This window comes from Streptomyces macrosporus, assembly GCF_039533145.1.
Taxonomy (GTDB): Bacteria; Actinomycetota; Actinomycetes; order Streptomycetales; family Streptomycetaceae; genus Streptomyces; species Streptomyces macrosporus.
The window spans coordinates 27,834-49,317 of sequence record NZ_BAAASZ010000010.1; the positions used below are offsets into that span (position 1 = coordinate 27,834).

Annotated in this window: 20 protein-coding genes and 2 pseudogenes; 12 read left to right on the forward strand and 10 right to left on the reverse strand. The window is 72.8% G+C overall.

Annotation, left to right across the window (positions count from 1 at the left end; all coding sequences use genetic code 11):
• Positions 1–28: 28 nt before the first annotated feature.
• Entirely contained in the window at positions 29–223 is a 195-nt protein-coding gene (locus tag ABD335_RS06445) for an antitoxin (RefSeq protein ID WP_344321123.1), read from the reverse strand.
• Between the two features lie 269 nt (positions 224–492).
• Here ABD335_RS06445 and ABD335_RS06450 point away from each other — a divergent pair, with 269 nt between their 5' ends.
• Complete coding sequence (locus ABD335_RS06450; RefSeq protein WP_344321124.1) at positions 493–963, forward strand: DUF6098 family protein; 471 nt, start codon at positions 493–495, stop codon at positions 961–963.
• A gap of 64 nt (positions 964–1,027) precedes the next feature.
• On the opposite strand, the gene ABD335_RS06455 is transcribed toward ABD335_RS06450, so the two are convergent.
• The 3 genes from ABD335_RS06455 to ABD335_RS06465 all read right to left on the reverse strand — a co-directional run bounded on the left by ABD335_RS06455 (position 1,028) and on the right by ABD335_RS06465 (position 3,261).
• A complete protein-coding gene (locus ABD335_RS06455; protein WP_344321125.1) occupies positions 1,028–1,912 on the reverse strand; it encodes a slipin family protein in 885 nt (294 codons plus the stop codon).
• A 136-nt stretch (positions 1,913–2,048) separates the two neighbouring features.
• Positions 2,049–2,537 (reverse strand): glutathione peroxidase, encoded by a 489-nt coding sequence (locus ABD335_RS06460; protein WP_344321126.1) that lies wholly within the window; start codon positions 2,535–2,537, stop codon positions 2,049–2,051.
• A gap of 70 nt (positions 2,538–2,607) precedes the next feature.
• The gene (locus ABD335_RS06465; protein WP_344321127.1) at positions 2,608–3,261 is read right to left on the reverse strand and encodes a pentapeptide repeat-containing protein; all 654 of its coding nucleotides are present in this window, start codon (positions 3,259–3,261) and stop codon (positions 2,608–2,610) included.
• 140 nt (positions 3,262–3,401) lie between these two features.
• On the opposite strand from ABD335_RS06465, the gene ABD335_RS06470 reads away from it, so the two are divergent.
• The 3 genes and pseudogenes from ABD335_RS06470 to ABD335_RS06480 form a co-directional block, all read left to right on the forward strand.
• Entirely contained in the window at positions 3,402–4,214 is an 813-nt protein-coding gene (locus ABD335_RS06470) for an SAM-dependent methyltransferase (protein ID WP_344321128.1), read from the forward strand.
• Between the two features lie 130 nt (positions 4,215–4,344).
• Positions 4,345–5,003: pseudogene (locus tag ABD335_RS06475) on the forward strand (NAD(P)-dependent oxidoreductase).
• Between the two features lie 6 nt (positions 5,004–5,009).
• Positions 5,010–5,576: pseudogene (locus ABD335_RS06480) on the forward strand (discoidin domain-containing protein); the annotation flags it as partial.
• 131 nt (positions 5,577–5,707) lie between these two features.
• On the opposite strand, the gene ABD335_RS06485 reads toward ABD335_RS06480, so the two are convergent.
• On the reverse strand, positions 5,708–6,628 hold the full coding sequence (locus ABD335_RS06485; protein ID WP_344321129.1) for an AEC family transporter: 921 nt from the start codon (positions 6,626–6,628) through the stop codon (positions 5,708–5,710).
• Positions 6,629–6,870: 242 nt separating this feature from the next.
• On the reverse strand, positions 6,871–8,955 hold the full coding sequence (locus tag ABD335_RS06490; RefSeq protein WP_344321130.1) for a SpoIIE family protein phosphatase: 2,085 nt from the start codon (positions 8,953–8,955) through the stop codon (positions 6,871–6,873).
• A 168-nt stretch (positions 8,956–9,123) separates the two neighbouring features.
• On the opposite strand from ABD335_RS06490, the gene ABD335_RS06495 reads away from it, so the two are divergent.
• Positions 9,124–10,125, forward strand: a complete 1,002-nt coding sequence (locus ABD335_RS06495; protein WP_344321142.1) for a Ppx/GppA family phosphatase — start codon at positions 9,124–9,126, stop codon at positions 10,123–10,125.
• Between the two features lie 204 nt (positions 10,126–10,329).
• Here the strand turns inward: ABD335_RS06495 and ABD335_RS06500 are convergent, their stop codons facing one another.
• Positions 10,330–10,677, reverse strand: coding sequence for a DUF3140 domain-containing protein (locus tag ABD335_RS06500; RefSeq protein ID WP_344321131.1), 348 nt, complete (start codon positions 10,675–10,677; stop codon positions 10,330–10,332).
• A gap of 388 nt (positions 10,678–11,065) precedes the next feature.
• Here ABD335_RS06500 and ABD335_RS06505 point away from each other — a divergent pair, with 388 nt between their 5' ends.
• The 4 genes from ABD335_RS06505 (at position 11,066) to ABD335_RS06520 (ending at position 15,035) form a co-directional block, all read left to right on the forward strand.
• Positions 11,066–11,242, forward strand: coding sequence for a con-10 family general stress protein (locus tag ABD335_RS06505; RefSeq protein ID WP_344321132.1), 177 nt, complete (start codon positions 11,066–11,068; stop codon positions 11,240–11,242).
• Positions 11,243–11,450: 208 nt separating this feature from the next.
• Positions 11,451–12,182, forward strand: a complete 732-nt coding sequence (locus ABD335_RS06510) for a carbonic anhydrase (RefSeq protein ID WP_344321133.1) — start codon at positions 11,451–11,453, stop codon at positions 12,180–12,182.
• A 505-nt stretch (positions 12,183–12,687) separates the two neighbouring features.
• On the forward strand, positions 12,688–14,454 hold the full coding sequence (locus tag ABD335_RS06515) for an ABC transporter ATP-binding protein (protein ID WP_344321134.1): 1,767 nt from the start codon (positions 12,688–12,690) through the stop codon (positions 14,452–14,454).
• A 161-nt stretch (positions 14,455–14,615) separates the two neighbouring features.
• Positions 14,616–15,035 (forward strand): PPOX class F420-dependent oxidoreductase, encoded by a 420-nt coding sequence (locus ABD335_RS06520; RefSeq protein ID WP_344321135.1) that lies wholly within the window; start codon positions 14,616–14,618, stop codon positions 15,033–15,035.
• Between the two features lie 20 nt (positions 15,036–15,055).
• On the opposite strand, the gene ABD335_RS06525 is transcribed toward ABD335_RS06520, so the two are convergent.
• Together ABD335_RS06525 and ABD335_RS06530 are read right to left on the reverse strand one after the other, a co-directional pair.
• On the reverse strand, positions 15,056–16,360 hold the full coding sequence (locus ABD335_RS06525; protein WP_344321136.1) for an MFS transporter: 1,305 nt from the start codon (positions 16,358–16,360) through the stop codon (positions 15,056–15,058).
• Between the two features lie 518 nt (positions 16,361–16,878).
• Complete coding sequence (locus ABD335_RS06530; protein WP_344321137.1) at positions 16,879–17,259, reverse strand: hypothetical protein; 381 nt, start codon at positions 17,257–17,259, stop codon at positions 16,879–16,881.
• A gap of 254 nt (positions 17,260–17,513) precedes the next feature.
• Here ABD335_RS06530 and ABD335_RS06535 point away from each other — a divergent pair, with 254 nt between their 5' ends.
• The 3 genes from ABD335_RS06535 (at position 17,514) to argJ (ending at position 20,265) form a co-directional block, all read left to right on the forward strand.
• Positions 17,514–18,416 (forward strand): oxygenase MpaB family protein, encoded by a 903-nt coding sequence (locus ABD335_RS06535; RefSeq protein WP_344321138.1) that lies wholly within the window; start codon positions 17,514–17,516, stop codon positions 18,414–18,416.
• A gap of 86 nt (positions 18,417–18,502) precedes the next feature.
• A complete protein-coding gene (locus tag ABD335_RS06540; protein ID WP_344321139.1) occupies positions 18,503–18,814 on the forward strand; it encodes a hypothetical protein in 312 nt (103 codons plus the stop codon).
• 290 nt (positions 18,815–19,104) lie between these two features.
• Positions 19,105–20,265: a bifunctional glutamate N-acetyltransferase/amino-acid acetyltransferase ArgJ gene (gene argJ / locus ABD335_RS06545; protein ID WP_344321140.1), complete on the forward strand. Its 1,161-nt coding sequence runs from the start codon at positions 19,105–19,107 to the stop codon at positions 20,263–20,265.
• 119 nt (positions 20,266–20,384) lie between these two features.
• Here the strand turns inward: argJ and ABD335_RS06550 are convergent, their stop codons facing one another.
• Positions 20,385–21,179 carry a metallophosphoesterase family protein gene (locus tag ABD335_RS06550; protein WP_344321141.1) on the reverse strand — a complete coding sequence of 265 codons (795 nt, stop codon included), beginning with the start codon at positions 21,177–21,179 and terminating at the stop codon, positions 20,385–20,387.
• Positions 21,180–21,484 lie beyond the last annotated feature (305 nt).

Sequence of the window (21,484 nt, forward strand, 5' to 3'; positions counted from 1 at the left end):
TCACCCTCCGCTCGGGTGGCGCGGGCGGTCACTGCCGCTCGTCGTCCTCGCTCTCGTAGGAGCGGCGGACGGTGTCCGAGGCCTTGTCGGTCTGGGCGTCGTAGCGCCCCCCGGTGCGCTCGTCGACCGTGCGCTCGGCGCGCTCGACGCCCTTGTCCACCTTGTCCGAGTGGCCCTTGGCCATCTTCTTGGCCTTGTTCGCCATGTCGCTCAGCCTGCCCATGACGGTCTCCTCGCGATGGTGCCTGCCGTCTTGCAGGGAGCGCCTAACCGCCGACAAGTCGGGCAAAACATCGTCGGTGCGCCCGGTTCGGGCGGTTCCGTCACCGACGGCGAACGGAACGTGAGCAGAGCCGGTTCCGTGTTTTTCCGTCCTCCGGGCCGGGCACGCGGCCGGGTGCCGGTCCGGCGGCACCGCCCCTCGTCCCGAGGTTCCGCTTCGCCGGGCGTGCCCACGCCGGACGGCACACGATCCCGAGGAGCGAACGCTGTATGACCGTCCCGTTCGAGCTGCCCAACCTCGCGTCCCTCGACGAGCTGGCCCGTCTGGTGGAGAACGGCAGGCACCTGTACGTCCGCTGGTCCCGCGGTCCCCAGGCCGATCTGGGCACCGCGGAGAGCACGGACGACCTGACCGGCATCCCGCTGCCGGGCCTGTCCGTCAACGCCCTGGACGTCGAGCCGTGGTGGGCGGAGCGGCCGGTCCGGCTGTGGGTCGCCCGACGCCTGTACGACTACTGCCACCTGCGCCGGGAGAAGGGTCCGGGAGTGCGGCCCTGGGTGCTGCGGGGTCGGGAGGTGGGGCGCGGGCCCGACAACGAGCCGCTGGTCCAGGACGCTCAGCCGGTCGCCTGGATCGACGCCCGGGTGATCGCCGAGGCCGAGGAGGAGGTCGACCGGCAGCAGGGGAACTGGGGTCCGCTGGACCGGAACGCCGCCAACGGCACGGCCTCGTCCCGGTGACCACCCCCTCGGCCGGGCCGCCCCGGCCGAGGGGTCGGAGCGGCGCCGGGTCACTCCCGCGCGGTCACCGGTTCTCCGCCTCCGGGACCCGGTGCCGCCCGGGCGGCGGGGCCGCCGCGTACGACGGCGGGGTGGACGGGTCCCGCGCGTACGGCGCGTACGCGGGCGGCAGCGCGTCCTGGCGCGGGCTCTGCTGCGCCCGCTCCAGGAACCGCAGCAGCTCGACGGGGAAGGGCAGGACCAGCGTGGAGTTCTTCTCGGCCGCGACCGCCACGACCGTCTGCAGGAGACGCAGTTGCAGCGCCGAGGGCGTGTCGGCCATCTGCTGCGCCGCCTCCGCGAGCTTCTTCGACGCCTGTAGCTCCGCGTCGGCGTTGATGACGCGGGCCCGCCGGTCACGGGCGGCCTCCGCCTGGCGGGCCATCGACCGCTTCATCGTCTCCGGCAGGGAGACGTCCTTGATCTCGACCCGGTCGACGTGGACGCCCCAGCCCACGGCCGGGCTGTCGATCATCAGTTCCAGGCCCTGGTTCAGCTTCTCGCGATTGGACAGCAGATCGTCCAGGTCGCTCTTGCCGATGATGGAGCGCAGCGAGGTCTGCGCCATCTGCGAGACCGCGAAGCGGTAGTCCTCCACCCGGATGATCGCGTCGGTGGGATCCACGACCTTGAAGTAGACGACCGCGTCGACGCGGACCGTGACGTTGTCCCTCGTGATCCCCTCCTGCGCCGGTACGGGCAGGGTCACGATCTGCATGTTGACCTTGCGCATCCGGTCGATGATCGGAACGATCATCGTGAACCCCGGCGGGCGTACGGCCTCCCTCACCCGTCCGAGCCGGAAGATCACTCCGCGTTCGTACTGCTTGACCACCCGGGCCGCCGCCACGAAGTAGACGGCTCCGGCGGAGAGTGCCGCGATCCCCGCCGTCATGAGTTCCTGGACCATCACGGACACCTGCCGTCCGTATCGGGAGTAATAAACCTTTTGGGTGATATTTACGATAGTCCGATACGAGAGGGGCGGGGAGACCGTGCGGCCCGGCCCCCGCGCGGGGGCCGGGCCGCACGGGGCCGGGGAACGGTCAGGCGGGCAGGTGGGCCTCGATGGCGGCGGTGATCTCCTCCGCCTCCGGCTCGGTGCGGGGGCGGAACCGGGCGACGGGGGCGCCGTCCGGGGCGACGAGGAACTTCTCGAAGTTCCACTGGACGTCGCCGGCCTGCCCGTCGGCGTCCGCCAGCCGGGTCAGCTCGGCGTAGAGCGGGTGCCTGCCGTCCCCGTTGACCTCGGTCTTCTCCAGCAGCGGGAAGGTGACGCCGTAGGTGGTCGAGCAGAACGTCTCGATCTCCTCGGGGGTGCCCGGCTCCTGGCCCATGAACTGGTTGCAGGGCACGCCCAGCACGGTGAACCCGCGGTCGGCGTACCGCTTGTGCAGCCGCTCCAGGCCCTCGTACTGCGGGGTCAGCCCGCACTTGGAGGCGACGTTGACGATCAGCAGCACCTTGCCCCGGTACGCGCCGAGGGAGGTGGGCTCGCCCGAGAGGGTGCGCAGGGGAATGTCGTGGAGGCTCATGCCCCCTGCCTATCAGAAACCGGCCCCGTCCCTCCCGACACCCCGGTGTACGGCCGGGCGGGAACCCGTCTCAGCGGTCGCGCACCTCGATGCCGAGCACGTGGGCGAGCGCGGGGGCGAGGTCCAGCAGTTGCGCGCTGCCGATCACCGCCCCCCTCAGCGCGTCGTGGCCCGCCGTGATCCTCAGCCCGGCGACGTCGCGCAGGTCCACCTTCTCCATGCGGGCCTTCTCCAGCCGCACTCCGTCCAGGGTGGAGCCGGGGAACGCGACGTTGGTCAGGGTCGCGCCGCCGAGGTCCACGTCGCGCAGCAGACAGTCCACGAAGGAGACGTCCCGCAGCGCCGCGGCGCGAACGTTGACCGAGTCGAACTTGCAGTTGAAGAACGTCACCCGGCGCATCCGCGCGCCGAACGCCTCCACCCCGGCGAACGCGCCGGAGACGATCTCGGCGTCCAGCCAGTCGGTCTCGGCCAGATCCGCGCCCACCCACCGCACGGTGTGCAGCCACACGTCGTTGAACCGCGCCCGCCGGTAGCGTCCGCCGACGAAGCCCACCGAGGAGAACGCGCACTCGGTGAAGCGGGCGAGGCCGGCGTCCGCGTCCTCGAACTCCACCCCTTCGACGTGGACGGTGTCGTGGAGCCGCTCCCGCTCCAGTCGTCCGTCGAACGGTTCGAGGTACTCGGCGTACGGCAGGTCGGCGAGTTCACGAGGAGCCGGCATGGGGAGCCTTTCGGAGTGGGGCCGTCGCGCGTACCCTACGCGCGCCCACCGACAGCGGCGGTTCGCGTCGGACGACGTGCCGGCGGACCGGCCGACGACCATACTGATCGAAGCGTGCGGCTTCGCGAACAGGAGCGCCGATGACGGACGAACCACTCGCTGCGGACGGTGGGCGGACCGGGATCGACAGGTCCGTGCCGAACTCGGCGCGGATCTGGAACTACTGGCTGGGGGGCCAGGACTACTACGAGGTCGACCGGGTGGCCGGCGACGCCTACCGCGAGATGTTCCCCGGGATCGAACTCCTGGCGCGCGCCTCCCGGGGGTTCCTGGTCCGCTCCGTCCGCTATCTGGCGGAGGAGGCGGGCATCCGGCAGTTCCTGGACATCGGCACCGGTCTGCCGACGGCCGACAACACCCACCAGGTCGCCCAGCGCGCCGCTCCCGAGAGCCGCGTCGTCTACGTCGACAACGACCCCCTGGTGCTGGCCCACGCCCGCGCCCTGCTCACCTCCACCCCCGAGGGCGCCACCGACTACGTCGACGCCGACCTGCGCAACCCCGACACCATCCTGGCCGAGGCCGCCAGGACCCTGGACCTCGACCGGCCGGTGGGCGTGATCCTCAGCGGGACGCTGGGGCACATCCCCGACTACGGCGAGGCACGCTCGATCGTGCGCCGCCTGATGGACGCCCTCCCGTCGGGCAGCCACCTGTCCCTCAACGACGGCGCGGACACCCAGCCCGCCGCCAACGAGGCCCAGGAGCGCTACAACGCCAGCGGGGCGGTCCCCTACGTCCTGCGCCCCGTGGAGTGGATCGCCGGTTTCTTCGACGGTCTGGAGCTGGTGGAACCCGGCCTGGTGCCGTGCCCGCGCTGGCGGCCCGACCGCGAGCCGAGCGGCGACCCGGCGGAGGAGGTCAACTTCGGCGCGGTCGGTCGCAAACCGTAGGACCGCCGCCCCCGGCGCGCCCCGGCGGTCGACGCGGCCGATCGGGAGGGGGCCGCGGCCCGGCCGGGACCGGACGACCGGCTCCCGCGAGAACCCGCTGCCGCGGACTCCGGGGCGGCCGGGGGCGATCATGGTGGCCCGTGCGCCCGGAGGTCGGGCGCGGACCGCCCGCACCACCGACGGAGAGAACGAGACGAGACTTCGCTGCGCCGTGCTCGACGACCACCGGTCCGTCGCCACCACCGTCGCCGACTGGTCGCCCGTCGCCGACCGCGTCGAGGTCGTCGCCTTCCCCGAGCACGTCGGCACCGAGGACGAACTCGCCGCCGTACTCGCCGACTTCGACATCGTCGTCACCCTGCGCGAACGCGTCCCCTTCCCCGCGAGCCCGACCGCCCGGCTGCCCCGGCTGAAGCTGCTCGTCGCCTCCGCATGCGCAACTCCGTCATCGACTTCGCCGCCGCCGAACGCCACGGCGTCACCGTGTGCGGCACCGCCGGTTCCCCCACCCCGCCCGTCGAGCTGACCTGGGCCCTGCTGCTGGGCCTGGCGCGTGGGATCGTCCCCGAGGCCACCGCCCTGCGCGAGGGCACGATCGCCGGAGCCGGCGTCGACGTGTTCGACACCGAACCCCTTCCGGCGGACCACCCGATGCGGACCGCGCCGCGCCTGCCGGCCACCCCGCACCCGGGCTGCGTCTCCCGCGCCACCCACGAGACCTACTACGGCCAGGCGGTCGAGGACATCCGGGCGTTCCTCGCGGGCTCGCCCGTCCGCCGACTCGGCTGACACCGGATCGGGGCCACCGCCGCCATCACCGACCTGGACCTGTGCCGGCAGGCGGCGTACGCCGTCGACCACCGCATCCAGGTCTCCGACGACAACCGGGCCCGGCGCACGGTGCGGCAGCCCTCGGCGGCGGAGGTCGCCGCCCGCCGGGCCGACGTGCAGTCGCCCGGCGACGCGATCGGACGGCACGACCGCATCCGACTGCCCACGCCCGCCACCGGACGGTACGTGCGGATGCTCGGCGTCGAACGCCGCTCGTTCCACAACCCCGCCCCCGCCCCCGCCACGGCCCGGTTCGGCCACTCTCTCTACGAGTTCCAGGTGTGGGGGACGGGCGGCAGCGCCTCGGCCGCCCGCCCCGCGCTCCCCGCCGACCAGGACGGCTCCCACCGGACCGTCTTCCAGGACGACTTCGACGGCACCGCCCTGGATCGCGGCAAAGGGCGGGTGGTGAAGACCGGGGGGACCGTGGGAGTGGTCAACGGCGAGTCCCGGGCGTACGTCGACTCCCCCGACGCCATCGCCGTGGGCGGCGGCACCCTGAAGCTGAGAGCGCGCCACCGCAAGGGCTGCGCGGCGTGCGGTTGGAGATCGACCGGGTCAAGGTCGAGCAGAAGGGCCGACGGACGGGACAGGCCGTACCCTCCCCGTGCGGCTCGGCGGCCGCCGCCGAGCCGCACGGGGAGGCCCGCGGCGCCCGCCCCTCAGCCCAGCAGTGCCGCGATGACCACGAGCACCGGCACGGACGCCATGGTGGACAGCAGGATGGACTCGCGGGCCAGGTTCTCGGCGATCCGGTAGCGGGACGCGTAGGTGAACAGGTTCTGCGCCGCGGGGAGGGCCGAGGTCACCACGGTGTCGAGCACGGCGGACCCGCGGAGTCCGAAGACCCCCACCGCCAGCGCCCACGCCACCAGCGGCTGCACGAAGGACTTGAGGAACGCCGACAGCGCCACCGCGTACCGGTCGCCGCCCCGGCAGGGCAGACTGCCGCCGCACAGGGAGATGCCGAAGGCCAGCAGGACGGCGGGCACGGCCATGTTGCCGAGCAGGGTCAGCGGTGCCATGACCGGCCCGGGCACCGTCCAGCCGGTCGCCGCCACGGCCACCCCGGACAGGGAACCGACCGCCATCGGATTGCGCAGCGGTGTGGTCAGGCGCCGCAGGAGCGGGACCCGGTCGCCCTGCCCGGACAGGTCCAGCACGGTCAGCGCGATCGGCGTGACGACGATCTGCTGGAAGAGCAGGACGGGTGCCACGAGGGAGGCGTCCCCGAGCACGTACACCGCGATCGGGATGCCGAGGTTGCCGGCGTTGACGTAGCCGGAGCACAGCGCTCCGATGGTGGTGCGCCCCACTCCCCAGCGGAGAGCGGCGCCCACCGCGACGAAGATCCCGGCGGCGACGGCCATGCTCAGGGCGGTGACCAGCAGCCGGCCGGAGAGGATCACCGACAGGTCGGCCCGGGAGAGGGTGGTGAACAGCAGGGCGGGGCCGGCCACGTGGAAGGCGAGCCTGGTCAACACCTGGCGGCCGTCGGGTCCGAGGTGCCCGCGACGTCCGATGACGTATCCGGTGGCGATGACCGCCGCGATCACCGCGAAGCCCGTCAGCACCCCCCGCACCGCGTCCCCCGGTTTCTCGTACGGATTCCCCCGGCACGGACCGTGACGGGGGACGGCCGGAGCGGGCGGCTCGTCGAGGTGTCGCGCGCGGGCGGGCGGGGGCCGTGCACGTGCCGATCGGCGGGCGGTGGCGGCACGAGGGCGTACAGGAAGGTCATGTCGTCCCGGCTGTCGAACCAGATGGTCAATGCATTGATTATCCGATCGGTTCGTCGGCCGGACGGCGCCGGACGGCGGTCGGGCTACGCGACGGGGGAGCGCAGGGCGATGAGGGCGATGTCGTCACGCCCCCCGACGGTGGCGGCCACCAGGTCGTCGCACAGGACCTCGACGGGCTCGCGGGCCAGCGCGGCGGTCCGACGCCGCAGACGCTCCAGGCCCGCGTCGAGGGACTCGCCGGGACACTCCACCAGACCGTCGGTGTAGAGCAACAGGGTGCCGCCGGGCGGCAGGTCCTCGGTGGCGCTGCCGCGGGGGACGTCCGGAGGCAGGACGCCGAGCAGGGGGCTGTGGGCGTCCTCCAGGAAACGGGCGTCGCCGTCCTCGGTGATCAGCAGGGGCGGGGGGTGGCCGGCGACGGTGTACGCCACGCGCCACGGCCCCTCCGCGCCCCCGCCCTCTCCGGCGTTCCGGACGCGGGCCACCACGCAGGTGGTCGTGCCCACGGCCGGGTCGAGGGCCTGCGCGGCGGCGTCCAGACGCCGTACGACGTCCCCGGGGGGCCGGTCGGCGTGGTCGGCGGCGAGCGCGCGGAGCATGTTGCGCATCTTGCCCATGGCGACGGCCGCCCGCAGATCGTGCCCGGCCACGTCGCCGATGATCAGCAGGACGGAACCGTCGGGCAGCCGGAAGGAGTCGTACCAGTCCCCGCCCACCTCGTCGGCCGACAGGCTGGGCAGGTACCGTGCCGCGATCCGCAGGTCCGGGAGGTCGGGAGGCTCGGTGAGCAGGCTGCGCTGCATGGCCAGCGCGACCTGTTGGGTGCGCTGCAACCGCAGTGCGTGGCTGAGCGCGTCATGGGCCTGCTCGACCACCTCCCGCAGCAGGGTCCGGTCCGCCGCGCCGATCGGCTCGCGGGTTCCGCAGACGAAGGCCGCCGCCACGGCGGCCACGGTCCCGTCGACCAGGACCGGCAGGATCACCCCGCTGTGCGCCCCGACGCGGTTCAGCCACGGCAGCGCGCTCTGCGGGGCGATGTCGGCGGGGACGTCGCCCGGCGGGAAGGAGGCGTGGATCGGGCGCCGCTCGCGGACGGCGCGGGCGAGGGCGTGGCCGGGGTCGAGGTGCTCCTTGCGGAGCGGTGGCAGCCCGGACGGAAGCCCCTCGCGGGCGGTGGCCGAGACCCGCTCCACCACCAGGAGGGTGTTCTCGGAGGGCGACTCGGAGGAATCGGGCAGCAGGTAGATGCCGCACTCGTCGGCCAGGTCCGGAACGACCACCCGGCCCAGGGCGGCGAAGGCGCCCGGCACGCTCCCGGACTCCGTCGCCGCGGCGGCGGCACGGGCGAGGATCCCGTTGCGCCGGTCCTGCCGCCACCGTTCCTCGATGTCGGTGCAGGTGGCCATCCACTCCAGCACGGTCCCGGCGTCGCGCACGGGCACGGCGCGCAGCGCGCAGTGCCGGTAGGTCCCGTCGGCGTGCCGCAACCGGTAGACGTACTCGAACGAGTCGGGCACCTCGTCGACGGCCCGCGACCACGCCTCGGTCAGGGCCCCGCGGTCGTCGGGATGGGCGGTGTCGAGCCATCCGGCGCCGCGGAGCTCCTCCCAGGGGCGCCCCGTCACCAGTTCCCACTCCCGGCTTCCCTCGACGAGGCGCCCCTCGGGGTCGGCCACCCAGATCTTCTCGGTGGTGGTGGCGACCAGGCTCCGGTAGCGCAGCAGGGCCCGGCGCCGTTCCTCGGCCAGGGTCCGCGCCCGTTGCGCGGCGGTGACCTCCCCGGTGACCTCCGCGGCGACGATCAGCACCCCCGACTCGTCCCCGACCGATGCGATCCTCGACATGCTGAACGAGAAGTACCGCTGCTCGAAGCCGCCGTGCGCGTAGCGGACGGTGACGGGCGCGGCGGCGACCCGGACCGGTTTCCCGTCCCGGAACACCAGGTCGAGCAGGTCCAGGTAACCCTGCTCGGTGAGGTCGGCGAACGCCTGACGGATGGGTGTGCCCAGGGGCCGATCCCCGAAGGCCGCCCGGTAGGCGGCGTTCATGTACGTCAGGATGTGCTCTTCGCCCCGGCAGACCAGGACTCCGACCGGCGCGGGGTCGAACACCTCCAGGGGCAGCCCGCTGGGCTCCTCGAGGTCCGAGAGCATCAGGAAATCGGACATATAGAACATTATTCCTGAGTGGGTGCCGAGGGGATGTCCCCGGAGCGTCGAACCCGGGCGCGCATCGGGAAACGGGAGCACTCGACGCGCTCCCGCGCCGGCGACTCTGCTTCGGAGCGTGCGGAGCGCGACGGCATGTCCGGCGGAGACCCGGGGCACGAGCACTCCATGCGTCTGGCGGTGGTGGATGTGGGGTCCAATACGGTGCGGCTGGCCGTGGCCGACGGCGACGGAGACATACCGTTGCCGGTGCACACGGCCAAGAGGCGGCTGCGTCTCGCCGAGCACGTCGAGCCGGACGGGCGGCTCGGCGAACAGGCGGTGGCCAGGCTGGTGGCGGCGGTGGCCTCGGCGAAGGAGGAGGCCGGTCGCTGGGGGGTGAGAGACCCCTTCGCCTTCGGTACCGCGATCATCCGGGACGCGCCCAACCGCCACCAGGTCCTGCAGGCCGTCCACGGCGAGACCGGGGTGCCCCTCTACGTCATGTCGGGCACGACGGAGGGCGCGCTGACCTTCCTGGCGGCCCGCCAGTGGATGGGCTGGCGGGCCGGGCCGATGGTGCTGCTGGACATCGGCGGAGGGTCGATGGAAGTGGCCTTCGGCCGCAGCAGGGTCCCCGACTACGTGGCCTCGCTGCCCCTGGGCGCGGGCCGTATGACCCGCGAGTACCTCGGTGCGGCCGACCCCCCGCCGGCCCGCGCGGTGCGGGAACTGCGCCGCCGCGTACGCCATGAACTGCGGGACGTGGCGGCCCGGATCCGCTGGGAGGGGCCGCGCACGGCCGTCGCCACCTCCCGCACGTTCCAGCAACTGGCCCGTCTGTGCGGGGCCCCGCCGGGGAAGCGGGGGCCCTTCGTCACGCGCCGTATCGCCCGCGAGGACCTGGCGGCGGCGGTGGACACGCTCGCGGCCCTGCCCGCCGCGGAACGCGCCTCCCTGCCCGGCATCTCCGCCTCCCGCGCCCGGCAGTCCCTGGCCGGGGCCGTGATCGCCCACACCGCCATGCGGTGCATGGAGATCGAGACCGTCACCCTCTCCCCGTGGGCGCTGCGCGAGGGCGTCATGCTCAAGCACCTCCAGGAGCGGTCACCGCTTCGGAGCGGGGCGGTGACCGAGACGCAGCGCGCGGCGACCGTCGAGTTGCGGCCGGTACCGCAGTCCGCGGACTGACCTCGCCCCGGAGTCTCCGGGGCGAGAGCGGTCCGCGGATCTCCGCGGGCGGCTCCGAGCGTTTCCGTTCCGGGGACCTGCCGAGAAGCCGCGGGCGCCCGCCCACCGCGAGCGGGTGACCGCGGGACCCGCGCGTCCCCCGCGAGAGGAACGGGACGGCGTGCGGTGACGCACGCCGCCGCAGCGGCGGAACGCCGGCCTCCGTCAGGACCGGACGGGCTTGAGCGGATCGTGCCCCAACGTCATCAGGCGGTGACGCCAGTTGGGCTGGCCCGCGGTGGGTTCCATGTCGACGCCCCGCTCGGAGGTGACGGTGTCGACGACCTTGCGCATGACGCGGACGTCGTCGTCGGTGAGGTCCACGCGACGCTTGCCCAGGATCTCCAGCACCCGGCGCCCGTTCGCCGTACCGGCCTGGTCGGGCAGCTCTTCGGTGTCCTGCCCCGCGGACCGGGTCATGAGCCACTCGTTCAGCTCCCGAGAGGTCATGTTCACCACCGAGTGGAACTCCTCCCACAGCGTGGTCAGCTCCTGCTCCGGAATCTCGGCCATTTCCGCATCGTCCTTCCGTTGTTCGGCGTTTCCGGTCATGTCGGGTTTCCCGTGGCGACCATGGGAAACGGGGCGCCGCCGAGGCCGTCCGACGTCGGGAAGGGGCGACCACGGAGGGGTTTCCGCCGGCCGAAGGGCACCGGCGCGCCCGACCGTCCCCCGACCGTCTCGGGGGCGCGTTCAGTGGCCGCGCGCCGCGGGGTCCGCGTGTCGGGCGCCGGGGCGAGGAACGTCTACAGGCTTCTGTGTGACGGCAGTTGACGGTGTGTCAAATAACCGGAACACGGCAACTGCCGGAAATTATCTGATTCGGTGTGAATGTCCGTGAGTCGACGGGGCACCAGCACCTTCGTAAGGCACTGGCACGACGCGAGTGAAAGGAGCAGTCATGGCCACGGCCAACAACTCCAACAACTCCGGCAACTTCGCCAACGACCGTGAGCGCGCCGCCGAGGCGGGCCGCAAGGGCGGTCACGAGAGCGGTGGCAACTTCGCCAACGACCGTCAGCGGGCGGCCGAGGCCGGTCGCAAGGGCGGCCAGAACAGCGGCGGGAACAACCGGTAAGGCTCGCGACCCGCGATCGCACGCACGGCACCGCAGGCGTGCCCCATGGCACGGGCCCGGCTCCTCCGATCCGTCGGAGGAGCCGGGCCCGACCCGTGGTTCCGACGGACGCGCCGTACCGCGGGGCGACGTTCAGGATTGACCCAACCTCGGACCAAAGAAGAACAAAGCCGAGCACAGGCGATCCGGGCGGACGTACGTTCCCGGTGTGAGATCGCATCCGGACGACATACCCACGTCCCGACCCGACCGGGCGGCCCGCCGCGCCCTGCTGCGCACGGCGCTCGGCGGCGGCGTGGGCCTCGCACTGGGCGCTCGACCGGCCGAGGCGGCGACCACGGTCGACGATCCTCGGCCGACGACTCCGGACGCCGCGCTGCGCGAACTGGCCAGGGGCAACCGACGCTGGCGCACGCGGCACCAGACCCATCCGCACGAGACCACGGCCGACCGCAGGGCGGCCGTCCTGGGGCAGCGCCCCTTCGCCCTCGTCCTCGGCTGCATCGACTCGCGAGTCCCGCCCGAGCTCGTCTTCGACCAGGGGCTGGGGGACCTGATGACCGTCCGGTCGGCGGGCGAGGTGCTGGACGAGGCCGTCCTCGGCAGCATCGCCTACGGCGTTCTGGAACTCGGCATACCGCTCGTCGTGGTTCTCGGCCACCAGTCCTGCGGCGCGGTGAGCGCGGCGGTGCACGCGGACGAGACGGGGGAGCGACCGCCCGCGCACATCGACTACCTCACCGAACGGATCCGGCCGGCGATCAACCGGAACCAGAGCGGCTCGGCCCGTATCGACGCGACGATCACGGCCAACGTACGGCTCGTCCGATCACGGCTCGCCGCGGAACCCGACCTGGCCGCCGAGGTGGAGGCCGGTCGTCTGGCGATCGTCGGCGCGCGGTACGAACTCGACAGCCAACTCGTCCACCGGATCGCCTGAACCCGAACACCGGGAGGGCGCCGGATCGTCGGGGCGGACCGTCGCACGTCCGCCGCCTTGGACGACCCGGCTCGCGCACTCCGCACGCTCCGGCCGACGCGGCGTCACCGCGCGCCCCACCCCCGGCACGGTGAACGCGCCGGGGCGTCGCGCCCGGACGCTCCCGCGAGCGACCGGTTCCCGACCGAGCCCTTCGAGACCCAGAGGAGGCCACGGGGACGCGCCTCCGGGATCAATGGGGAAAGCGCTTTCAGGCAAAGGGGACACCTCGCATCGGCGTCACCCCGCACCCGCCGTCCCCCGGCCTCCGGGCGTATGCGGGTAAACCGCCTCCCGTGAGAGGGATTGAGGTGCGGCGCGTTCAACGCCGCGGGCTCGTCGCGCCCTCGGGTCGGGCTCGACGGCTTGCGGGTGGGCTACGCTGGGGCAGAATCAGTAAGGGCTTACTGTCGGTGAACGGTCATAGACCTCGTCGCCGTGTCCCTCGGGAGAAAGGGTCGCCGCCGTGGCGTCGTTCGAAGGCTCGCTCGACCGTCGCTATCGGGGGGAACACCCCGTCCGCACCCTCCTCTACCTGTTCCGGAAGGACCGTTGGCGGCTGGCGGCGGCGCTCGTGGTCTTCACGGTCAAGCACAGTCCGATCTGGCTGCTGCCCCTGGTCACCGCCGCCATCGTCGACACGGTCGTGATGCACCTGCCGCTCGAACGGCTGTGGAGCAGCGTCGGGCTGACGATGCTCATCCTGATCGTCAACACCCCCCTGCACCTGCTGTGGGTCCGCCTCCTCCACGGCAGCGTGCGCCGCACCGGCACCGCCCTGCGCTCGGCGCTGTGCACCCGCATGCAGCAGTTGTCCATCGGCTACCACACGCGGACGAGCGCGGGCGTGCTCCAGACCAAGGTCGTCCGCGACGTGGAGACCGTCGAGCAGATGGTCCAACAGACCGCGGAGATCGGGCTGGGAGCCGTCACCGTGCTCATCGGCGGCCTGGCCATCATCGCCGTGCGGACCCCGGAGTTCCTGCCGGTCTTCTTCCTCGTGGTGCCGGTCGCCGCGCTGCTGGTGGCCCGGTTGCGCGGCCGTCTGCGCACGCACAACGAGGACTTCCGGCAGGAGGTGGAGCACCTCTCCTCGCGGGTGAGCGAGATGACCCGCCTCATCACCATCACCCGCGCCCACGGCCTGGAGCGCGACGCCCTGCGGCGCATGGACGACACCCTGCGCCGCGTGCTCGACTCCGGCCGGCGCCTGGACCTGCTCAACGGCCGCTTCGCCTCGCTGTCCTGGGTCTTCCTCAACCTGCTCGGCATCTGCTTCCTCAGCGGAGCCGCCCTGATCGCGTACTTCGAGATATGGGCCATCACCCCCGGCGACGTGGTGATGCTCAGCGCGTTCCTCACCACCCTGACCAACTCCACCAGCACGCTGATGGGACTGGCCCCGGTCGTCACCAAGGGCCTGGAGTCCGTGCGGTCCATCGGAGAGGTCCTCCAGGCCCCGGAACTCGAGTACAACGCGGGCAAGACCGAAGTGACCGAGGTGCGCGGCGCCGTGGAGTTCCAAGGGGTCCACTACGCCTACCGGAACGCCGGCGCGCCCGCGGTGCGCGACTTCACCCTCTCCGTCGCCCCCGGCGAGACCGTCGCCCTCGTCGGCGCGTCCGGGGCCGGGAAGTCGACCGTGCTGAACCTCGTCATCGGGTTCATCCGCCCCACCTCCGGCCGGATCCTCCTCGACGGCACCGACATGAACGACCTCGACCTGAGGACGTACCGGCACTTCGTCTCGGTCGTGCCCCAGGAGTCCATCCTCTTCGAGGGCACGGTCCGCGAGAACGTCGCCTACGGCATGGAACACGCCGACGACGACGCCGTGCGCCAAGCGCTGCGCGACGCCAACGCCCTGGAGTTCGTCGAACGCCTGCCGCAGGGACTGGAGACCGTGGTCGGCGACAACGGGGCACGCCTGTCCGGGGGACAGCGCCAGCGACTGGCCATCGCGCGGGCCCTGATACGCGACCCCCGGGTGCTGATCCTGGACGAGGCCACATCCGCCCTGGACACCCGCTCCGAGGCGCTCGTCCAACAGGCCCTGGGCCGGTTGCTCCACGGCCGCACCACCTTCGTCGTCGCGCACCGCCTGTCCACCGTCCGCAACGCCGACCGCATCGTCGTCATGCGGGACGGCGCCATCCAGGAGATCGGCTCCCACGAGGAACTGCTGCGCCGCGGCGGGGCCTACGCCGCCCTGCAGAGCGCGCAACTCGCCTGAGACCCCGACGGCACCGACCGCACCGACGGCGCCGCCGCACGTGCCGCCGCGTCCGTCGAGGACGGATGCCACCGGGTCGCGGGCGCCGGGACGCCGTGTGATCATGAGGGGCGAGGACGCCGACCGCATGGCGAACGGCAACGCGTCGAGGAGAGCCGCACATGTCGAAACCCCCGCTTCCCGAAGCGGCAGTCTCCATGGTGGAGAAGGCCAACCCGGCCGTGATCACGACCCTGCGGTCGGACGGCCAGCCGGTCTCCACCGCCACCTGGTACCTGTGGGAGGACGGCCGGGTGCTGGTCAACATGGACGAGAGCCGCAAACGGCTCCAGCACGTGCGCAACGACCCCCGGGTCACGCTGACCGTGCTCGACGAGAGCGACTGGTACACACACGTCACCCTCATCGGCCGCGTCGTCGAACTGCGCGAGGACGAGGGGCTGGTCGACATCGACCGACTGGCCCAGCACTACCTCGGGAAGCGGTACCCCCAGCGGGACCGTCGCCGATTCAGCGCCCGCATCGAGGTCGACCGCTGGCACGGTTGGGGGTCCCTGAAGGACAACGACCAGCCCGGCTGAGGCCGGCCCGGCCGCGGCGGTCAGGCGCGGGCGGCGGACCGCTCGGCCTCGACCTGTTCCAGGGACTTCCCCGTGGTGTCCGGCAGGAAGAGCCCGATCACCGCGCAGACGGCCAGGGACGCGGTGAGGAAGGCCGCGACGGTGGATATGCCGGTCGCCGCGAGGGTCGGCACGAAGAACGACCAGACGCCCAGGACGACGCGGGACGTGCCGAAGGTGATGCCCTGGGCGGTGCCGCGCAGCATGGTCGGGAAGAGCTCCTGGCTGTACGTCTTGTAGACCGCCTCTCCGGCCAGGGCCTGGCCGACGCCGAAGAGGACCACGTTGAAGACGATCACCGGGATGGTGAAGTCCGCGAAGAGGAACACCGCGTACGCGGCGACCTGCATCACGGAGCCGACGATCCACATCACCTGACGGTGCCGGTGGCTGCGGTCGGACAGCCGCATGTAGAACGCGACCGACCCCACGATGACCAGGGCGAAGCTCGCGCAGGAGAGCAGCACGCCGGTGGCCTGGCCGCCCGCGCCGAGAGTCTTGATCATGTACGGGGTGAACGCGCCGTTGGTGCCGGCCGCGAGGTTCCAGAACAGGTAGATCCCGCCGGTGAGCAGCATCGCCTGGAGGTTCGGGCCGCTGAACAGGTCGCGCACCCGGACCCGGGCCGCCGCCCCCGAGCGCGCGGCGGCCTGCCACGTGGCCGACTCGACCATGCCCCTGCGCAGGGCGTAGGTGAGGATCGCCACCGCGAACAGCGACAGGAAGACGATGCGGATGCCCAGCAGCCCGAAGTCCGACAGCGCCCAGGCCAGGAGCAGGACGACCACCGGGCCCAGGCTCCAGCTCACCTGGGTGAAGCCGAGCAGCCTGCCGCGCGCTCCGGCGGGGGAGAACTCGCCGACCAGGGCCAGGGAAGTGGGCACGTCCGCGCCGACGGCGAGGCCGACGACGAAGGTGCCCGCGAAGAGCATCACGGGGCCCGTCGCGAAGGCGATGAGCAGGATGGCCGCCGCGTACACCAGCAGGTCGTACTGGTAGATGCGCTTGCGTCCGAGCCTGTCGCCGAGCCGTCCGCCGACGAAGGCGCCGATGGCCGCGCCGATGGCGTTGGGGCCGATGGCGGACAGCGCGCCGGTGAGGTTGTCGGACAGGCCGTACTCGGCCTGGAACAGCGCCAGGCCGGAGCTGATCGCGACGATCGAGCCCGCGTCGAGGTAGGAGGCCATCCCGGCCAGGACCGTCCACTTCCACTGCCGACGGGTGATCTTCCCGTCGTCGGTCGGGGGGCCGCCGGTGGTCGGCTGCGTGTTCTGCGCGGATGTCACGCGGACTCCTTCGTCCTGTGCGGAGGGGGTGCCCGGGGTGCGCCGCCCCGCCTGCCGCCGGGGAGCGCGCGCCACACCGGTGACCTGAAGGGACACCGGGCTTCTGACAGTGATTGAAACGAATCAAAGATGACTGCCCCACCGGAGACCGTCAAGACGTCGTCGGCAACCATCCGGTCGATCGCGTTCGTGACGGCGGACGACAAGTGGGCGTTGGGCAAGGGAAGACGAGGGACGACGCGGGTCGGCGCCCGAACGAACCCCCGCGACCGGAGCGACGGCCGGCGGGGTGCGGGCTCGCGCCTCCGATTGAATTCTTTCAATCCCTCGGGGTCGGGGTCGGGGTCGGCCGGGCGCGGCGAAGTTCGTCGCTCGGGGCCCACCCCCGGAGAAGTCCGCCGCCCGAGCGGGGGCGCGCGACGATCGCGCGGATCGACACGGGAGCGCCGCCCGCGCCCCGGGAGATCCCGTGGGAGGGGTGCCCCGCGATCGTGCGGCGGCGTCCCGTCCGCCCCGGCTCAGCCGACGGCCCGCCCGCCCGTGCCGTAGTACTGGTTGCGACCGCAGCCGGGAACGTCGCTGTACTCGAACAGCACGTGCAGTCGGGCGACGTACTCGCGGACCCACTGCCGGTAGACGGCCGCGGCCTCTTCGATGGTGTCGGCGACGCAGGCGCGACCGCGGTCCCCGGTGGCCTCGATGACCACCCAGCCTCCCGTGTCGTCCTCTCGGCCCACCCAGATCTGCTCCAAGGGCTGCGCCGGCCCGCCTCCGGTGGAGGAATGCAGCAGGTCTCCCTCCGGGCCGACCTCCGGCCAGGCGGCGGCTCCGGCCAGGCGGTCGCGGTGCCGCCGGGCGAGATGGTCCAGGTCGGACGCGGTGTCGTACAGCAGACGCACGGTGACCCCCGAATCCCTGTGACACCCCTCGTGGCACTCCCGCCACCAGTGTGCTCCACACCCATCGATGCCCCGCGGGACCTCCGGGAACACCTCGGACACGCGCATGGACGACCCCCCGAAGGACCGTCCCGCCGCACGCTCCGACGCCTTCCGGAGCCGCCCCGACCTCCGCGCGACGGAAGGAGGCGCGGCTCCGCGGGCCCGTCCGACGGCTCGTCCGGTGGCCCGGACGGAGGCGTAGAGTGGCGAGCGTGGAAACCGGCATACCGAACATTCCCGGCCTCGGTGTGGTGCGGCGCCGACTGGGCACGGAACTGTTCGCCCGGGTCGCGGGGCCGCGGGGACAGGCCACCCGGACCCGCATCCACGACACCCCCGGACCCCGGTGGTTCGGGCCCGACCGGCCGATCCGAACGGTGCACGGCGACGCGTCCATGTTCGTGGGCGGCCTGCGAGCGCTGTTGCTGCAGTCCCTGCACCCCCTGGCCATGGCCGCGGTCGCGGGACACTCGGGCTACCGCGGCGATCCCTGGGGCCGGTTGCAGCGCACCAGCACCTTCCTGGCGGTGACGACGTTCGGCACCGCCGAGGACGCGCGGCGGGCGGTCGAGCGGGTCAGGGCGGTCCACCGGCGGGTGCACGGCACCACCCCGGACGGCGAGGAGTACGCCGCGTCCGATCCCCACCTGCTCGGCTGGGTGCACGCCGCCGAGGTCGACAGCTTCCTGCGCGCCCACCGGCGTTACGGAGCCCGACGGTTGGACGACGCCGCGTACGACGGATACGTCGCGGACGCCGCCCGGGTGGCCGAGGCGCTCGGCGTGCACGACCCGCCCCGGGACCAGGCCGAACTCGCCGCGCGGCTCGACGGCTACCGCCCCGAACTGCGGGCCACCCCGCAGGCCCGGGACGCCGCCCGGTTCCTGCTCCTCCACCCTCCGCTGCCCTGGGTCGCCCGCCCGCCGTACGCCGTGCTCACCGCCGCCGCCGTGGCCCTGCTGCCCCGCTGGGCCCGCGAGCCGTTGCGGCTGCCGCACCTCCCGGTGATCGAGGAGATCGCCGTCCCGCCGGCCGGTCAGGTGCTGACCCGGACGATCCGCTGGGCGATGGCGCCCCCGCCGCCCGCCGTCGAGTCGACGCGTCCGGACGGGTGACGGATGCCGCGCGCCGGGCGACGCCGCTCCGCGCGAGGCCGGCCGGGCGGACATGGCACCGGGCCCGACCGGTCACCCGTTCCGTCATGAACGATTCCGCACGCACGCCCGCCACCGCCTCGGCGGATGAGCGGGTTGTCGAACGCCTGGTACCGGTGTGGCTGGAGGAGGCGGCCGGTTACGACGCACGGGCGGCCGGGCGGGCCAGGCAGGAGTGGGAGCGTCGCCGTCTGTCGCCCGACACCGCCCGGGAGCTGGCGGACTGGGTCACGGCCCGGGTCACCGACACCGGCTTCAACGAGGACGAGGGGCCCGCCCCCGACGGCCCGGTGCGCGTCAGCGTCGCCGACAAGGCGGCGGTCCACCGATGGCTCGCCGCCCACGGGCACGACGTGTAGACACCGCTTCGACCGTGCCGCCGGCCGCGGCTTCGGCCGCCCGGGGGCGCGAGGCGGAGCACCGGCCACCGGACGCAGGGAATACTTATGCATCCCGCAGGCATGGGATGCCACCCTGTGTGGCCGACAGGTGGCCAACTAGCCGCTCCGGCCGGATATTTGTCCCGTGACGCCTCACCGCAGGTTTCCCTGTGGAGAAAACATGTACGGAGATCCGCATTGTCATGCAGTATGGGCAAGGCCGGCCCGGTGACCGGGGCCGCCGTCCGACCGAGGGAGGAACCTCGCCCATGCACACGGGAGACATGGCTCCGCAGGGCTTTCGCAGCGTGTCGAAGAACATGGGACTCAAGGACGTCGAGGACGACTTCACGGCCGTCGTCTCCGAGGTGCCCGCCCGCTCCGCGGCCGTCTTCACCCGGTCCCGGTTCGCCGGCCCCAGCGTCGTCCTCAGCCGTGAGGCCGCGTCCCGCCGCAGCGGTCGCGGCATGGTCGTCCTGTCCCGCAACGCGAACGTCGCGACCGGACGCGCCGGAGCCGAGCACGCCGCGGAGGTGCGCCGCCGGGTCGCCGAGATCGTGGGCATCGAACCCGAGGACCTGGTCATCGCCTCCACCGGCGTGATCGGCCGCCCCTACCCGATGGACGGCATCCGGGCCGGGCTCGACGCCCTGGCCTGGCCGTTCCCCGAGGCGGACTTCGACGCGGCGGCCAAGGCCATGATGACGACCGACACCCGGCCCAAGCGCTTCTCGGTCCGGTGCGGCCGGGCCGTCCTCACCGGCATCGCCAAGGGCGTGGGCATGATCGAGCCGAACATGGCCACGCTGCTGGCGTTCTTCTTCACCGACGCGGACCTCCCGGCCGACGACCTGGACGCCGTGTTCCGGCGCGTGGTGGACCGGACCTTCAACGCGCTCAGCATCGACACGGACACCTCCACCAGCGACACCGCGGCGATCTTCGCCAACGGCCTGGCCGGTGCCGTCGACCCGGCCGCCTTCGAGCGGGCGCTGTACGAGTGCGCCCTGCACCTCGTGCGGGACATCGCCGCGGACGGCGAGGGCGCCGGAAAGCCGATCGAGGTCCAGGTCACCGGCGCGCGCGACGACGCCCAGGCCAAGCGGGTGGGCAAGAGCGTGGTCAACTCCCCCCTCGTCAAGACCGCCGTGCACGGCGGCGACCCGAACTGGGGCCGCGTGGCCATGGCCATCGGCAAGCTCGACCAGGAGACCGACATCGAACCGGAAAGGGTCCGCATCCGGTTCGGCGACTTCGCCATGTACCCCGAGGAGCCCGACGACGCCCTGCTCGAAGAGACCGCCGCGTACCTCTCCGGAGACGGAGTGATCATCCGGATCGACCTGGGCATCGCCGACGGCGCGTTCACCGTCTACGGCTGCGACCTCACCGAGGACTATGTGAAGCTCAACGCCGACTACACCACCTGACGAGCGCGACCGCGGCCGGCCCGTTCCGCGCGCGGGCGGGGGAGTGTTCCGCACGCTGCCGGAAGGGACGCACCGTTCCGGAGACACGGCGAGGCGGACCTCGGGGCGCCCGGAGTCCGTCAGCCGTCCGTACCGGTGACGTTCCCGACGAGCACGGGGCGCCCGTCGGGTCCGCGTTCGACGAGGGCGAGCGCGGCCGGTCCGTTCCGGATGTGGCCCAGACAGACGACTTCCGTCGGCCCGACGGTCGCCCGGCGGCGGTGGTGCATGTGGCCGCAGAAGTGCCACCGCGGCCTGACGCGCTCGCACAGCGTCCGCAGTTCGGGGCGGCCCACATGGCCACGGCCGGGTCCGGCGATGCCGGAGGGCCGGTCGTGGGTCAGCAGCATGTCGACCGGCCCCGCCCGGTGCGCCTCCCGCGCCACCCGTTCCACCTCCTCGGCCGTGTAGTACGTGCGGTCCTTGGCCGTCTTCCGCGGGGCGCCCGGGACGTCGGTGACACGGGCCGCGTGGATGCCCGACAGGAACGCCACCCGGAAGCCCGCGACGTCGGCGACGCCCGCGCGGCCGAGGAAGCGCGCCGCGTCGCTCCACCGGCCGGGCCCCGCCGCGTCCAGGGAGGGCCAGGGATCGTGGTTGCCGCCGATGAAGTACAGCGGGGCGCCCAACTCCAGTCGCCCGTCGGCGACCAGGGGGAACTCGCCGCCTCCGCGGGCCTTGGGGTTGTGCACCCCCGCCGCGTCGGCCTCGTCGCGGTTGGCCTCGGCGTCGCCGACGGCGAGGACGGCGCCCAGCGGGCCGTGGTGCCGCCGGACGGCGGCCGACCACGCGGCGAGCCTTCCGAACTCGCCGTGCACGTCCCCGACCACCAGGACCCGAGCGGGGCGGGGACCGGTCCCCCCGGCGTGCGCCACAACCGGACACCTCCCTTGCCGCTTCCCCGGACCGTCGCACAAGAGCATGGAACCACCCGAGCGGGGGAGCGGCCACACCGACGCGGAGCGCCGATGCCGCTCGACGGGTCCGCCGCCCGGGCACCGCAGGGAGTTCCCCGGGATCCGGGCGGCCGAACTCCTCGAAGGGGGACGAGGAGACCGTTTCCGCCGGATCGTCACCACCGAGCGGCTGGGTGTGGGGGTCAGGGGAGGTGGAGGAGGGTGGTGAGGACGTGGTGGAGGGTGGTGTCGGGGTCGGGGGTGGGGTGGGGGGTGCGCCAGGC